General features: G+C 68.8%; 20 protein-coding genes. 2 read left to right on the top strand and 18 right to left on the bottom strand.

Annotation, left to right across the window (positions count from 1 at the left end; all coding sequences use genetic code 11):
• Window positions 1-2: 2 nt before the first annotated feature.
• The 18 genes from AB0B39_RS23625 to AB0B39_RS23540 all read right to left on the bottom strand — a co-directional run bounded on the left by AB0B39_RS23625 (window position 3) and on the right by AB0B39_RS23540 (window position 12172).
• Window positions 3-899: a phage major capsid protein gene (locus AB0B39_RS23625; protein WP_357575390.1), complete on the bottom strand. Its 897-nt coding sequence runs from the start codon at window positions 897-899 to the stop codon at window positions 3-5.
• An 18-nt stretch (window positions 900-917) separates the two neighbouring features.
• Window positions 918-1439 carry a hypothetical protein gene (locus tag AB0B39_RS23620; RefSeq protein ID WP_357575389.1) on the bottom strand — a complete coding sequence of 174 codons (522 nt, stop codon included), beginning with the start codon at window positions 1437-1439 and terminating at the stop codon, window positions 918-920.
• Between the two features lie 66 nt (window positions 1440-1505).
• Window positions 1506-2219 carry a hypothetical protein gene (locus AB0B39_RS23615; RefSeq protein WP_357575388.1) on the bottom strand — a complete coding sequence of 238 codons (714 nt, stop codon included), beginning with the start codon at window positions 2217-2219 and terminating at the stop codon, window positions 1506-1508.
• Complete coding sequence (locus AB0B39_RS23610) at window positions 2203-3645, bottom strand: phage portal protein (RefSeq protein WP_357575387.1); 1443 nt, start codon at window positions 3643-3645, stop codon at window positions 2203-2205. Before AB0B39_RS23610 ends, AB0B39_RS23615 begins: the two co-directional genes overlap by 17 nt.
• Window positions 3642-5114, bottom strand: a complete 1473-nt coding sequence (locus tag AB0B39_RS23605) for a hypothetical protein (protein WP_357575386.1) — start codon at window positions 5112-5114, stop codon at window positions 3642-3644. The genes AB0B39_RS23610 and AB0B39_RS23605 overlap by 4 nt, the downstream gene beginning before the upstream one ends.
• A 16-nt stretch (window positions 5115-5130) precedes the next feature.
• Window positions 5131-5445 (bottom strand): hypothetical protein, encoded by a 315-nt coding sequence (locus tag AB0B39_RS23600; RefSeq protein WP_357575385.1) that lies wholly within the window; start codon window positions 5443-5445, stop codon window positions 5131-5133.
• Window positions 5446-5455: 10 nt separating this feature from the next.
• Window positions 5456-5851, bottom strand: a complete 396-nt coding sequence (locus AB0B39_RS23595; protein ID WP_357575384.1) for a bifunctional DNA primase/polymerase — start codon at window positions 5849-5851, stop codon at window positions 5456-5458.
• A gap of 383 nt (window positions 5852-6234) precedes the next feature.
• Complete coding sequence (locus AB0B39_RS23590) at window positions 6235-6507, bottom strand: hypothetical protein (protein WP_357575383.1); 273 nt, start codon at window positions 6505-6507, stop codon at window positions 6235-6237.
• 19 nt (window positions 6508-6526) lie between these two features.
• On the bottom strand, window positions 6527-6811 hold the full coding sequence (locus tag AB0B39_RS23585) for an HNH endonuclease signature motif containing protein (protein ID WP_357575382.1): 285 nt from the start codon (window positions 6809-6811) through the stop codon (window positions 6527-6529).
• A 289-nt stretch (window positions 6812-7100) separates the two neighbouring features.
• Entirely contained in the window at window positions 7101-7487 is a 387-nt protein-coding gene (locus tag AB0B39_RS23580) for a hypothetical protein (protein ID WP_357575381.1), read from the bottom strand.
• Window positions 7484-8152, bottom strand: a complete 669-nt coding sequence (locus AB0B39_RS23575) for a hypothetical protein (RefSeq protein ID WP_357575380.1) — start codon at window positions 8150-8152, stop codon at window positions 7484-7486. Before AB0B39_RS23575 ends, AB0B39_RS23580 begins: the two co-directional genes overlap by 4 nt.
• 2 nt (window positions 8153-8154) lie before the next feature.
• The gene (locus AB0B39_RS23570) at window positions 8155-8322 is read right to left on the bottom strand and encodes a hypothetical protein (RefSeq protein ID WP_357575379.1); all 168 of its coding nucleotides are present in this window, start codon (window positions 8320-8322) and stop codon (window positions 8155-8157) included.
• A 17-nt stretch (window positions 8323-8339) separates the two neighbouring features.
• Window positions 8340-8582: a hypothetical protein gene (locus tag AB0B39_RS23565; protein ID WP_357575378.1), complete on the bottom strand. Its 243-nt coding sequence runs from the start codon at window positions 8580-8582 to the stop codon at window positions 8340-8342.
• Window positions 8583-8631: 49 nt separating this feature from the next.
• On the bottom strand, window positions 8632-9201 hold the full coding sequence (locus AB0B39_RS23560; protein WP_357575377.1) for a hypothetical protein: 570 nt from the start codon (window positions 9199-9201) through the stop codon (window positions 8632-8634).
• 233 nt (window positions 9202-9434) lie between these two features.
• Complete coding sequence (locus tag AB0B39_RS23555) at window positions 9435-10481, bottom strand: AAA family ATPase (protein WP_357575376.1); 1047 nt, start codon at window positions 10479-10481, stop codon at window positions 9435-9437.
• Window positions 10478-11317 carry a hypothetical protein gene (locus tag AB0B39_RS23550; RefSeq protein WP_357575375.1) on the bottom strand — a complete coding sequence of 280 codons (840 nt, stop codon included), beginning with the start codon at window positions 11315-11317 and terminating at the stop codon, window positions 10478-10480. The genes AB0B39_RS23555 and AB0B39_RS23550 overlap by 4 nt, the downstream gene beginning before the upstream one ends.
• Window positions 11314-11898, bottom strand: a complete 585-nt coding sequence (locus tag AB0B39_RS23545; protein WP_357575374.1) for a hypothetical protein — start codon at window positions 11896-11898, stop codon at window positions 11314-11316. Before AB0B39_RS23545 ends, AB0B39_RS23550 begins: the two co-directional genes overlap by 4 nt.
• A gap of 85 nt (window positions 11899-11983) precedes the next feature.
• A complete protein-coding gene (locus tag AB0B39_RS23540; protein ID WP_328382970.1) occupies window positions 11984-12172 on the bottom strand; it encodes a helix-turn-helix domain-containing protein in 189 nt (62 codons plus the stop codon).
• Between the two features lie 141 nt (window positions 12173-12313).
• On the opposite strand from AB0B39_RS23540, the gene AB0B39_RS23535 reads away from it, so the two are divergent.
• Window positions 12314-12994 carry a helix-turn-helix transcriptional regulator gene (locus tag AB0B39_RS23535; protein ID WP_357575373.1) on the top strand — a complete coding sequence of 227 codons (681 nt, stop codon included), beginning with the start codon at window positions 12314-12316 and terminating at the stop codon, window positions 12992-12994.
• A 94-nt stretch (window positions 12995-13088) separates the two neighbouring features.
• Window positions 13089-14165 (top strand): tyrosine-type recombinase/integrase, encoded by a 1077-nt coding sequence (locus AB0B39_RS23530; RefSeq protein WP_357575372.1) that lies wholly within the window; start codon window positions 13089-13091, stop codon window positions 14163-14165.
• The last annotated feature ends 62 nt before the right edge of the window (window positions 14166-14227 follow it).

The raw sequence follows: 14227 nt of genomic DNA, 5'->3' as shown, positions 1-14227 counted from the left end.
CCTCAGACCAGGTCGTGGATCTTGGCGAAGGCGTTCAGGTCGGCGATGCCCCAGCCGTAGACGACCTCGGCGCGGAACGCGACCTGGTTGTTGCGCTTCAGGTCGCCGCCGCCGTCCGGGTCGCCGTAGCGGATGACCTCCAGGCCGATGGACTTCTGCACACCCCACCGGATCGCCGAGAAGTCGCCGACGAAGCCGAGCACCTTCGTGTCGACCGCGAGAACGCCCGAACCGCGGACCGTGTTGGACACCGACGCGCGGTGGCCGTCCAGTTCCGACACCTCGGTGCCGAGGCGGAAGTTCGGGTACAGCTTCTGCTCGCTGTTCGTGCCCCGCAGGGCCGAAAACTTCGACGCGTAGGTCGGGTCCACCGCGATGTCGCGCGGAACGAACCCGTCGGCGAGCACCAGCGCGTCGGCCGCGTCGAGGCTGACGTACGGCTTGTCGGCCGCCACGTACTCGACGAGGTTCGTCGTGTCCGTCAGACCGCCGTTCATCGCCGCCACCACGGCGCCGCCGGTCGGGTTGATCTCGTGGAACACGCCGAAGTCCAGGGCGCGCGAGAGCGCCGGCTGGATCAGGTCGAGGATGTCGTCGACGACCTCCAGCTGCCGGTCCTCGTCAGCCCACAAAACCTCCTCGTTCATGCGGAGGGTCTTGTGGAACTTGTACGGCTTGACGGGCTTGCTCGTCGGCGTGATCGTCGACGCGCCCTTCTGGCCGCCCTCGGCGACGTACTCGGCCTCGCCGATGTCGAAGGTCCACGACTCGCCCTCCCCGAACGTCATCGGGGTTGCGGCCGAGAGAGTGGCGACACACGAGCCGCCCTTGATCTTGCCGAGCCAGGGGCTCAGCTTCTGCTTGGGGATCGTGAGGGATCCCGTCGCCAGTGATGCCACGGTGTCCTCCTGAGGACGTCAGTCGACGACACTGCCGAACAGGTTCCGCGTGAATTCGCGCATGTCGCTGTTCGTCTTGTCGTGATGCTGGGTGGTGCCCTCGCGGGTCACCATGTTGCCGGTCTTCTTGCGCTGCGAGCCCTGCGCCAGCAGGCGTTCCACCTGCTTCAGCAGCAGCTCGGGGTCGGTCGCGGTGAGGAACAGTTCGGCGTCGTCGGCCTCGATCTTGTGGAGCTTCACCAGGTGCTCGCGCAACTGGCCCGCGACCAGGCTCGGCACCTTCGCCGCCTCGGCTTCCGCCTTGGTGGCCCGCTCGTTCGCCTTGTCGATCTCGGACTTGTTCGCCTGCTCGATCTCGTCGAGACGGCCGGCCTTCGTCCTCAGCTCGTCGTAGTCGGCGGGCTTGGCCCGCTTCACACGCTCGCCGATGATCCGGTTCAGCTCGTCCTGCGACGTGATCGGTTTGAAGCCGTCGCCAGCGTCGGGCGTGGTTCCGCTGGTGGTGTTACCGCCCTGAGTCGACGTGCCCGTCTCGCTCATCTGTTCCTCGCAAGTCCGCGCGTTGACCGCCGCGCGTCGGCGTACCCCGCCCTCGGCGGGAAGTCATCAGCGGATGCCCAAGTCCTGGCGCATCTGAGCGAGGATCGCCGCCGTGTCCCCGCCTGCCTTGGCGCGGGCCGCGGCGTACTCCTCGAAGTACCGGTCGACGTCGTACGGTTCCTGCTCGCCCGGCCACACCGGCGTCGCAACGCAGTCGCATGTGCCGTGGTAGCTGGACGCCAAACCGCCGGCGGTTTCCTCGGAGTGGTACACAGCGCCCCGTGAGGCCAGCAGGCGGCAGAACGCGCACGTGGTGCCCCCCGTGGGCACCCTCGCCCACCGGGCGTCCGCAGGATCCCGGTCAACGCTGTCCGCGATAGTTTGCCGGGCCGGCTGCAACACGAGCCGCTGCACACCGCCAGACAGGTGCTCCAACGCCAACGCCGGATCCGGATCGGCGCCGAACAGCGGGCCAGCAGCCCACCGGGCCACCGCAGCAGCCTGCCCCTGCGCGGCAGGTTCCGCCATCCTCGCCCGGAACCTGCCCTGCACGTCGGCCTGCCCGCGCAGCTCGTCGTACCAGTCAGCGGCGTTCAACGCGGCAGCATCCCCATACACGGCCACCAGATCGGCGGTGAACGACTCCAACTCCGCCACCGGCACGTCGCCAGTCAGCAGAGCCAGCAACTGCTCCCACCAGGCCGACAGTTCCGCGAGAGCCAACGTCACCACGTCCGTCTGCGACGTCCGGAACGCGGCAACGTCAGCCGGCGACGCCACCAATGCCCCCCGCCGCTGACACCGGTGAACCCTGACGGGCCGCCTGCGCCGCCGCGGCGAGCATCGTCGTGCGCTGCTGCGCCTGCGCGCGGCGGCGGTCAGCCTGCGCCCGGACGATCTGCTGCGGGTCCAACCCCAGCAGTTCCAGGCCAACCTCCGTGTCCGCCAGCCACGGCACCGCCGAAAGCTGCTTCATGCCCGCGTCGGCCTGCGCGGCCCGCGACAAGTACATCGGGGGCCGCCACCTCGGCTGGATCGTCGACCACGACGCCGGGATGTCGTCGACGGGGATCTCGTTCTTCATCGCCAACGCCCGCACCACCGCCCGGCGCAGATACGGAGCCCAATCGTCGGTGGCACCCTCGGCCTCGGCGATCAGATCCTCACGCGACGCCAGGTACGACTCCGCCGACGTCGGATTCGACATGTCCGACACACCCAGTGACGTCAACGGAATGGACGTCTCCCCGCTGAAAAACTGCGCCTGCTGCTTGAGTGCCTTCAGGTGCGGTTCCGGGTCCGACGCCGGAATGTGCTTCACGTCAGCGCGCGGATTCTGGGCGTCTTCGTCATCGGGGATGCCCTTGATACGCCCCATGACCACCTTCCAGGCGGACTGCTGCGTGCCGTCGGCGTTCTTGAAGATCGACGCGTCGGCACCCAACATCCACAGGTCCGGGATGGCGTAAATGTCCGAGTGGGCTTCCAACCGGATCGCCGACCGCGCCGCCATGTCCTGGTACGACATGACCGCGCGGGAAATCCGAGACGACCCGAACGGGCGACCCAACCGCGGCTTGTACGGCAGCGGCTCCGCAGGAACACCCCACGGGTGTTCCTGCACGGTGGTCGACCAGCCCGACGAGTCTTTCTCTGCGACGACGGTCCGGCCGTCGAGGTACAACGCCAGCGCGGTCGGCTTCCCCTCATCGTCGCGGGCGTTGATCGACAGCAGGTTGTCGAGGCGGCGGGTGCGACCGTTCCACTCCCCGGTCGCGTCCAACGCCGACCGGAAATGGATCAGGGCTTCCGGTTCGCCGTCGCCACCGGTCGTGTTCACCACAAACGATGTGGCGTGGATCAGGGACGAGATGGTGCCCTGCGACACCTCGGCGTCGAGGTTGTTGTCGTCCCACACCTCGGCGAAGCCGACGCTGTTCAAGTCGTTGCCCGGCCACACGAACCCGTCCAGGTTGCAGCGGCGGGCCAAGATGTCGACTGCCTTGCCCGACCAGCCCAACACGATCCCGAGCTGCCAATATTGGGGCGGGATCACCGACCCCACCAGGCGGACCGCGTGGCGCATGTCGTAGTAGGCGGACCGCAGCTCGTTGCGGGTCTTCTTCTTGCCCAGCTGGTCGAGCAGCCCGTTCAACGTGCGATTGTCGTCGTCGCCGACACCCGGAAGGGTGATCCTGTCGGTCACAGCACCATCCCCCTCCGTCTACCGCCGCTGCGCCCCGTACCGGTCCGGCCGGGCTTGCGCACCTTCGCCTGCTGGGCGCCGATCAGCGCCAGCGTCCCCGCCTGAATCGGCGTGATGTCCGACTCCGCAGTCTTGCGGGACCAGACCCACATTCCGGTGTCACCCAACGGCCGCTTGCCCGCAGGCAGGGCGGCCGAGGTGAACTGCGGCTGCCCGATGTGCCAGAGCCAGCCCGTCACGATCCCGTCGAGCACCCGCGAGCAGCCGGCGCCCAACTCGGCCACCTTCACCGGCGTCGCCTCCAGCCTGGCCTCGTCGGGTGTGGCGCGCTTGAAGTACCACCGGCCGCCCTGCTGCTCAAGAAGCGCCGCGATCGGCCCAGCCACATCCACCACCACCGCGCGGATCTGCGGGTTCGCCGCCACCGTCGCCCGGAGATGCGGGGCCAGCCACGCCACGCCGCGGCCCCGCGTGTGCTGGTCCTCGTCCAGCTCGAAATGCCACTGCCCGTCCGCACGCTGGCCAGCCAAAGCGACCGACGCCCACGCCAGATCCGGGCCGCACTCCACGCCCAGGGCGAACCGGTCCGCCGCGATCGACAGCTCATCCGCCTGATCCCGCCACGACAGCGCCGGGATGACACCTGAACCCTTCGCCGCGTCCCAGATGCCCAAGCCCTCACGCAGCCACCCCTCATCGGAGGGAAGGTTCTCGCGCAACCGCAGCATCGACCGCAACGGCGTCCGGTCCGGGAACGACGGGTTCGCCTTCTCCCACTGCTCCCGGTCGTCCGGGTCGGCGTCCTGATCGGCGCTGCACTCGATGTACACCATGTCGTCGGAGTCACCCGACAACGCTTTGGCACGCTTCGCCGAGAACAATTCGCCCGGGTCGATCGGCCGGGGCGGGGTGCCCATGAAGAACAAGAGCGCGCCGTGCTCGTGGCGCGACTGGTTCGTCGCCGCCACCATGTCCTCAAGGGCTTTCTCCGTGAGAATCTGCGCCTCGTCGAACACCTCGACGTCGATCTCGTCGAAGCCCCGCCCGAACCCCTGCTCCCGCGCCCCGAACATGATCACGGAGCCGTTGCGGAACAGGATCTCCTGCTCACCGTTCGTCGTCCGCACCGACGCGATGTACGGGGCGACCCTCTTCCGCCGGGCGAACCCTTGCAGGTTCTTGAACGTCATCGACGACGTTCGGGTGCGGTGCGCTGTCCAAATCACCCTGAAACCGGGGAACAGCACGCACAGGGCGAAGATGATCCGGCCGACCAGGAACGTCTTCGCCACCTGCCGGGGGATGGAGAGCACCACCCCGCCGATCGTGGCCGCGTAGATCCCGTCGGCGCGTTTGCCGAGGATCGCCCGGCCCGCGCCGTCCTGCCAGGTGTCGAAGACGTCGCCGAACTCGCCGCACTTGTCCCGCACCGCAGGCCAACCGGTCGACACGATCCCGGACGGCAGCACGACGTGGCGAGCTACCTCAGATAGCTTGCGAGTCGAACGCTTCGTCGGAGACCGGACCGGCACGCTCCGCCTCCTGGTCGTCGCGGGCGTCGATCGCCTCGATGTCCTTCACCACCTCAGTCAGCCGCTTCGTCAACGCCGCCAGATCCCGAGCCGGGGTGTTCGGATCCTCAACCGCAGTGGCGATCCGCGACCGCATCGCCACCAGCAACTCCCGGGTGGTGCCCCGGTCCGCGGCCTCCGTCACCGTCTTCGGCTTCACCGGCGGCGGTGGAACCTCACCGGCAGCGACCACCCGCAGCGGAGCTGCCTTACGTGCACGCGGTGGCATGGTCACCTCCTCAGAAGAAATCGCTCAGGTCGACCAGCCGGCCAGCCTGGAACACCTCACCAGTCACCGTGATGTAGCGGCCAACCGAGTACGACTCGATGCCCGCGCGGCGGCGGCCCGGCTGTTCCGGCGCCAACCCCCACACGTGCAGCCCATCACCCGACGGGCTGACTTCCACGTACGCGCCCGGGACGCGGGCGAGCACGTCGCGCGCCCGATCGTCCGGTTGCCCGTCGACCAGGCAGTGATCCAGGTCAAGGCAGGCGATCCCGTCGCCGAGAACGAACCCGAGGCCGTGGCCAACCGTGGCGCGCTTCGCGGCAGCGTACGAACACCACGTCGCCGGATCGGTACTGGACGCGGCCTTGCCGTGGACGTCGATCGGACGCTTGCGGTAGTGCCGCACCCACCGATCCCGAGACGTCAACTCGGCCGGGATGCGAGGGCGAGCCCGGTGCGCAGCGACCCGACACCGACCGGAGCAGTAGCGCGGAGTCCTGCCGGTGGCAGCCGCGACGAACTCGGCGCCGCAGTGTCCACAGGTGATCCGCACCCGTCCATTGTAACGAAACAACGCTCTGACCTGCAATGACTCTACAGGCCCAAGGCGGCGACCCGCTCAGAGCGCCTACGCCAAACCGGCCACCACCGAACCACCACCACCCGCCGCCCAGCCACCCAAGGCCACCACAGCACGATCCCGAGCCCACGTGGAAAAAGCCCGGGGAGGGAAGCCGCCTAAGCCGGGGAGTGCGGGTGGGGTCGGGGGTGGGGTACCTCCCCCTGGGGTCAGTCGTCCTCGTCCTGTGAGATGTAGTGACGCATCCTGGTCGCTGCGTATTCGCACAGGCCAAGGGCTCGGTGCGTCGGCACGTCGCCGTCTCGGTAGACCAGGCCGACGGCGGTGACACCGCCGCCGTCTTCGTCGAACCGTTGCTGCGATGTGATCACCACGTACTCGGTGAGTACGTACGCCCGGTCGTCGCCGTACGCCTTCAGAGCCTGCTCGATCGCTGCGGTGAGGACGTCGTCTGCGGTCACCTGCTCAGGCGTGCGGGGCACTGCGTCTCCGTCCAGGGCGTCAGCGTGGTCGGGCCAGGCTGCCGGATCGTCGGAGGATGGGTCCGCCGTCGGCGTTGTCGCTCTTGGCCCGGTTGCACCGGCGGTGGGCTGCCTGCTTGTTGGCCAGCGTGTCTGCTCCGCCGCGCTTGAGCGGCACGATGTGGTCAACCACAAACTCGGCGGGGTCCATGTAGGGCAGCCGGTAGTCGATGGGCTGGCCGCAGATCCCGCATGGTGGTCGGCCGCGGGCGATGGCTGCGCGGTGGCGGTCGCGGATGGCGGTGTTGCGTCCGGGGCGCGGCATCCCACCTCCGGGTACGCGAAAGGCCCGCACGGTGCCGGCCTTGTGGGGGTCCGGGTTAGGTCAACTTCTCGCCTGGGAGGGGAGGTGTTGCCGTCGGTGGTGGGCTTGCACCCCGGGGGCCGGGTGTCTTCCGGGCTGGGGTTGAGGTCAACTGCGCCACGGTGGCAGTGTCCGCCGGGTGCAGGGTTCGTGACACGAAAGCCGACGCCGTGCTCCGGGTACGCGAAAGGCCCGCCGGATGGGCGGGCCGTGTTCGCACTGTGGGCATAGACCACCTGCCCGGCTAGTGTCACGGCGATCGTACACCGGCCTCGATCTTGGCCGCCACCTGCGCAACGTCCAGTAGCCGGTAGTACGTCTGGCCGGTTCGCCTGCCGGGGATGTGGATGGCGGGTAGTTGCCCGTATAGGTGGTGGCCCTGCTGTCGGGAGAGGTACGCCCAGTTGCGGATGGTGCCGGCGGTGACGGCCTTGTCCGCCGAGGTGATCAACGCGGCGAGCTGTGCGGCGGTCCCGTACTCGAATCCGTCGCGGTCGCGGGGCAGCGGAGGGATACCCGCCAGGATCGTCTGTGGGAACGCGTACGCATGTTGGACCTTGAGGAGACGGTCGGCGGAGAGGGCGATCAGTCCGCTGATGGTGGTGGGTGGCTCGTTGCGACTGGGGGTGCTGGTCATGCGTTGGTCGCCTCCTTGTCGCCGGTGTTGAGGTCGAGCGTGTCTCGCGCCCAGGCGGCGGGCCAGATGTGGGCGACCCGCCGTACCTGCACGGTCATCCCGCAGCCGCAGGTGGTTCCGGTGCACTGGCAGCCGGCGCCACAGATCACGGGCCATGTCGCGCTGTCGGGGGCGGAGCGGCGGGCGCGCAGCATCCGCACCCCGCAGCTCGGGCATGCCGGGTTCGAGGGGATCGGCCAGTGGTCGTCGCCGAGGCGCAGTGCGCGGCGGGCGGCCTTGTCGGCGTGGTCGACGTAGCGGGCAACCTCACCGGCGACGTCGGGGGTCAGGTCGCCGATGATCCGGGTGAGCACGGCGAGGGCGGGGCCGATGGGCATCCCGGTGTGGCGGAGCGCGGAGGTGGCAAGCCACCGGGCCGAGTCGACGTCGTCTCGGATGGTCTCGGCGATCCGGGTCTGAGTGTCCCCGCGGCTGACGCTGGCGGTGACGGCGTCGCCGAGGGGGTCGCCGTGTCCGCTGCCGTGTCCGCCTCCGGTGCCGGGCCGCCAGGATCGGATCGTGCCGGCGTCGTCGTCGGGGGCGGTGTTGCTGTCCCGGAGGGTCGCCCAGGATCGGCGCAGGCTCCAGCAGTTCGCGGCGGCGTGCAGGTTGTGGGGGTGGTCCATTGCTACTCCTGGCCGTCGGTGGTGCGGTGGTCGATCTGGCCGCGCAGCGCCGCGACTTCCGCCGTCAGCTTCCGGAGTTCGGCCACGTGCGGGCCGTCGGCTCGGCTGCGGTTGCGGTTGGCGAACGTCCAAACGACGAAGCCGATCAACGCCATCAGCCCAAGGTTCATGACTGCTTCAGGCCAGCTCATTCCGAGGCTCCGATCGTGGTGGTGATCCGGCTGAACGCGGCGGCGGCCAGGCCGAGGTGCTTGGAGCACAGTTCGAGGCTGTCGTCGTCGGCGGTGGTGACCGGCTCGGCGGTGCACCGGACGGCGAACTGGCCGCGGCCGGTCAGGTAGCGGCAGAGGGTGAGGCGCTGCCCGACGGCGCGGGTGGGTCCGGGCGCATCGTCGAGGGGTTTACGGCTGACGGCGACGGTGTGTCCCATGAGGGCGTTCTCCCTGCTCGAATGGCTATCGGATAGCCATTGCGGATGGCTATCCGGTGGGGCTGGTCGGGTCGACGGTGTCCGCGAGGATCGTCAGTTCGGCGGCGGCCAGCGGGTGGGTGCGTTCGAGGTAGAGGGCGACACCGCGCAGCAGATCGGGGGTGATCTGCTGGGCAAGGTCGGCGGCGATGGTGGGCCAGCCGGACCGGTCGAAGTGGTCGAGGTCGAGGCGCTGGCAGATGGCGTCGGCGACAACGCGGGTGGTGGCGTGCAGGCCGGTGTGGTCGACGGCGGCGTGCCGCTTGGTGGCGCCTGGCGGCACGGCGTGAGTCGCGGTCGCAGCGTGACGGTCGACGGGCACCAGGTGCCGCAGCACGTGATCCACGCCCGCGTACTCGCTGAGCCGTTCAGCGGTGACCAGCATCTGGCCCGCGAGGAACACGGGCGCCGCGTCCACACGACCCGGACCTTCCGCGTCGGTCCATGCTTGATCGCCCCAGCCGACGAACGGCAGCGTGAGCGGTTCGGGCTCGCCGTCAACGTCGATGACCCCGTAGTCCCAGCGGGTGTCAACGGTCAGGTTCGTGATGCAGAGCGTGGCACGCGGTTCAGGGCTCATCGGGTGGTCCTTTCGGTTGCTGGTGTCGGGGTTGCGGGTGTTGTCTTCGGGCTGGTGCACCTACCTGTCCTCCCCCTTCGTGGGAGGGGAGGACAGGACAGGTTGGAGTGGCACTGTCCTGTCCTGTCCTTGAGCTGTCCGGGACAGGTGTGAGCTGCGGAAACGTCGTTCTGTCCTGATCTTGTGGGGACAGGTCAGCCGAGGGGACCTGTCCTGATCTTGGAGACAGGTCCTCACGACCGCTGCTTCCGGATCTTCAGGGCCTCAGCCCACACCTCGTTCGACGCGGTGATGCCGTGCTTCTGCGCCTCCGCCTTGGCCCGGTCACGGCCGAACTGCGGCGGCACGCCGATCTCGTCGAGCTTGTCCGCCAAGCCCGAAGCAACCAGCCACTTCGCCTTCTCCGGATCCTCGAACGTCACCTCATGCCGGGTGGTCCCCCACTCCCCCGGACGGCCAACGCGGAGAAGGTTGATCTCCCCTTCACCCATTCCGGTGCGGGTGTGCGTACGCGACAGCCGGAACTTGTCGCCGCCGGAACTCGTCAGCTCCCAGACGTGGTCGATGTCCTGGGTCTTGGCGCTGCTGCCCCGGCTGCCCCGCTCGGTGTCCTTGCCGAAGTGGTCCAGCCGGATGCACCCGATCTCCCGGGCCTTCAACCCGCGGTGGGTGTGCCGGTAGAGGTCCAACCAGGTGTCGCTGTCGTTCTCCTTGCCCTGAATGAACCGGGAGATGGTGTCCAGGACGACAACCTGCGGGTTGTGGTGCAGCACCCGGGCGGCGAAGGCAGCCGCGCCCTGGCGGGTGTCCAACGGGCCGATGGGCGGGAACGACAGATAGGCCAGGTTGCCCAGATCGGTCGGCCGGAACCCGAGCGCGTGAATACGGCGTTGGATGTCGCGGCGACCGTTCTCCATGTCGACGTACAGCACCCGGATCGGGTCTCGTGGTTCGTCGTCCAGGAAGGCGCGTCCCGAGGCCATGCACGCCGCCCACTCCAGGGTGAACAGGGACTTCCCGACCTTGCCGGCGCCCACCAGGGCGACCTGCTGGCCGTGTTCCATCAGCCGGCCGGCCGTCCAGTTGACCTGCGACAGGTCCTGGGTGAGGAAGTCGCCCCAGTTCAGGGCCTCGCCGTCGTACGCGTCGACCTCAGCTGGCGTTCGCCCGGTGTGCCGTGGGCCGGCCAATGCGGCCGGGGAGTCGGGCACGTGGTCGGACCATGACGGCTCGTCGACGTCCAGAGCGGTCCACGTGTCGTCGTCGTAGTGGTTGTTCACGCCACCGCCCGGACGAGGTGTCGGATCGCGTGGTCGAACCCGGCCGGCCCGAGGCGGCTGTGGAGGTCCCGGGCGTCTTCGTCGGCGCCGGGCATCAGCACGTGCGGGGCGAGCCCTGCCGCGTGGAGGCGGGCGAGGCACGCCAGCCCGGCAGGGTCGTTGTCGGGGATGACGATGGTGTTGGGGTAGCCGCCGAGCACCTGGGCGATGCGGCCGATGTTGACCGCAGCGGCACCACCCGCCCACGTGGTCGCGTACCAGCCGCGCAGGGCGTCGACGCTGGACTCCGACTCGACCAGGAGCACCGGCTCACCGACGGCCACAGCCATCTGCACCTCAGCCTGCCGGTACAGGGGCAGGCCCGCGGTGGTGACGCCACCGAAGAAGCCAGGCACCCAGCCGCCGCCCGGCGTGCGGGACTCCCACGACAGCCGCTTCTGCCCACCGGGCGCACGGTGCCGGAACAGGCGGGCGTCGCCGTAGTCGTGGACAGCTTCCAGCTTCCAGCCGCGCATGTCGCTCGCGCTGGTGCTGGCGACGACCGGGGGGAAGTCGATCCGCAGTCCGACCATGGCCGCGTACTCGGCGGGGCTGACGCGGGGTGCGACGGTGAGCCGGTCCCACGAGCAGCGCAGGGCCGAAAGGATGGCCTGCCCGTCGCAGACGAAGCAGTGAAGGTGGACCCGGCCGCCGACGCCGGGGCGAACGCTCATGCTGGGCGTGCGGTCGAGGTGGGCCGGGCACTGCCGCAACCGCCGCCCGGATTCGGTGTTCGAGTTGGCCACGCCGGAGCCGATCACGTCGAGGAGGCCGCTCATCCACTCGTAGGGGGTCATGCGGCACGCCCGGTCTGCTCACCCTGGCCGGTCTGCTCGGCTGCGTACCGGACGATCCACTCGTCGGCCCAGCTTGGCCGCTTCTCGAACAGGCCCCGCAGCGGCACCTCGTGGAACTCCAACAAACGGACAAACCCCGGCTTGAAATTGTTGTCGAGAAGCCATGGGCTGCCGGTGGTCACGAACGACACGTCGCGCAGATACTCGAACGCCCAGCCCATGCTGAGCCGCGTCTTGCCCATCCGGTGCCGCTGGTAGGAGAGGGTCCGCACCGCGACGTAGACGCCAGGGTTCCCCCGGTGAAAGTCCATGAACTGCTCTTCGATCGCCAGGTGCCGCGGCGCGGGTTTGATCTCCACACCGTTGATCTGGTGCAGCATCTCGTACAGGTCGGTGGCCATCTGCGCCTGCCGTTCGGCGATGTTCACCGGGGCGGGCGGCGTGTCCTCGTCGGCATCGCCGCTGTCCTCTTCCACGGCTGGCGGGGTGGCGGCGAGGAGGTCGAGCAGGTTGTCCGGCTCCCCCGCCTGGGTCGCGTCGAACGCGTCGGCGGTGGTGCTGTTGGGGGTGTTGTCGTTCATCGGTGTGCACCAGTTTTCTGTCGTGCGTCGTGCTCGCTCCCCAGCGGCGGCCGACGGGCCGGTTCGTTCTGTGGTGGCTGGACGGTCAGGACGCGCGCTGCTCAAGCCAGGCATCAACGTCGGACCACCGCCAGCGGAGGCTGCGGCCGACCTTCGACGCCTTGGGCGCGCGGCCCTTGTGGCGCATCTGGAGGAGGGACGGCACGGAAACCTGGAGGTAGTCGGCGACCTCCTCCGTGGTGGCGAGGGACCGCCGCTCCTTGACGTTGTTCAAGACTTCTCCCGTTTGAACTGAGCTTATTCCGATCTGACTAAGAGCGGTCCAGACTGACTGGCCCGACATCAGGGTCGCACTCATGCGACGTGTAGTCAAGTGGTGCTTTCGCTAGTCATTGTGAAGGGTTAGTATTCGCTCATGACTACGCCGTCCGACCGCGTTGGCCGCTCCGTCGCCGAGCTACGCAAGAGCCGTGGACTCACCGCCCAGCAGTTGTCCGACCGGCTCGACCAGCTCGGCCACCGCATCGCCCAATCCAGCATCTCGAAGATCGAGACAGGCAAGCGGACCGTTGACGCCGACGACCTTGTCGCCCTGGCCGTGGCGCTGAGGACCACCCCGAACCGGCTGCTGTTCGGCGCACACGCCGGCACCAACGGCGTAGCCCTCACCCCGACCGTCGCCACCACGGGCCACCGGGCGTGGGCTTGGGCGAACGGGGAGTTCCCCCTGGTCTCCACGTACCCGAAGGAGATGAGCGAGGGGGAGATCGTCGACGACTTCTCGCAGCACACCCGGCCGGTCGACTTCCGGCTACGGCGGTCCCACCCTGCCGCCCGGTCAGCGCGCCGGCTCGCAGCCCTGATCGACAACCTCATCATGTTCCTCACCAGCGACGGCGCGGACACCGAGCTGGACTACCTGCCGGTACCCGGGGATACGCCGACGTTCCGGCGCCGGGATCCGGCACTCGGCCGGGCGCAGCTGGAGATGGTCGACGTCGACCCCGCCGCGGTCGTCACCCAGGCGCTACGCCGGACGAACCTTGAGGTTGAGGAACTGATCGGCGAGGCCGACAGGGTCATCCCCTCGGAATAGCTCGACGTCCTGCATGATGTGATCGCCCTGGGCGGCAGTGAGGTGCGACAGCCTCACTCGCCGCCCGGCGTGTTTTCGTCTGCTGGGGGTGCGGGTGGCGACGGTCGCGAAGGATCCGACACGGAAACGAACGCCGTGGATTTGCAGGTGGTACGACGAGGCCGGCAAGCAGCGCAAGCAGGGGTTTCGCCGCAAGATCGACGCCGACCGGTACCGCGCCGAGATCGAACACAAGCTGAACACCGGTACCTACGTCGACCCGAAGGCCGGGCTGATCACCTTCCGGGAGTACGCCGAGCGGTGGCGGGCGATGCAGCCGCACCGCCCGAACACGGTGGCGCGCACCAAGTCGCAGTTGACCCGGCACGTCTACCCGGCCATCGGTGACCGGCCACTGTCGCAACTGCGGTCGTCGGAGCTACAGGCGTTCGTGACCGGTGTGCCGCTGGCCGCCGGGTCGGTCCGGCCGCTCTGGGGCACCGTGAGGGCGATCCTCGGTGCGGCGGTGCGGGACCGGCTGATCCCGTTCGACCCGTGCAGCCGGATCAAGCTGCCCGAGCTGCCCCGCAAGCAGATCACCCCGCTGACCCTCGCCGAGGTGCAGCGACTCGCGTCGGCCCTGCCAGCTCGCTACCGGGCGCTGGCTCAGGTTGGCGCCGGTGTCGGACTGCGGCAGGGTGAGGCGTTCGGCCTCCAAGCACGCGACCTGGACCTGAAGACCGGGACGGTCAAGGTGGATCGGCAGGTTCAGCCGGGACCGGGTGGTGTGGTCGAGGAGTGCCCGCTGAAGAACCGGTCGTCGTACCGGACGGTGCCGGTGGGGAAGGTCGTGGTTGATGCCCTCCGGCGCCACCTGGACGCCTTCCCGGCCGAGGGTGCGCAGTGGGTGTTCCGCGACGAGGACGGTCGACCGCTGAGCCGTACCCGCTTCAACATGGACGTGTGGGCGCCGGCCCGGACGACGGCCGGCCTGCCAGAGGTGACGTTCCACGACCTGCGGCACTGGTTCGCCAGTGTGCTAATCGGCGCTGGCCACAACCCGAAGGCCGTGGCCGAGCGCCTGGGTCACGCCGACGCGGCGATGACGTTGCGTGTCTACGCGCACCTCTGGCCGGAAGACGAGGATCGGACGCGACAGGCGGTCGACGAGGCGTTCGGGACTGTCAGGTAGCCGACACCATTCCGGCATCATTTCCCGCTTCGCTTCCAGCATCACTCGCGGTATAGTTGTGC

It is taken from the genome of Micromonospora sp. NPDC049114 (assembly GCF_040648635.1).
Lineage (GTDB): Bacteria > Actinomycetota > Actinomycetes > Mycobacteriales > Micromonosporaceae > Micromonospora.
Note: the sequence above shows the minus strand (reverse complement) of the source record. Positions and strands in the feature narration are given on the sequence as shown.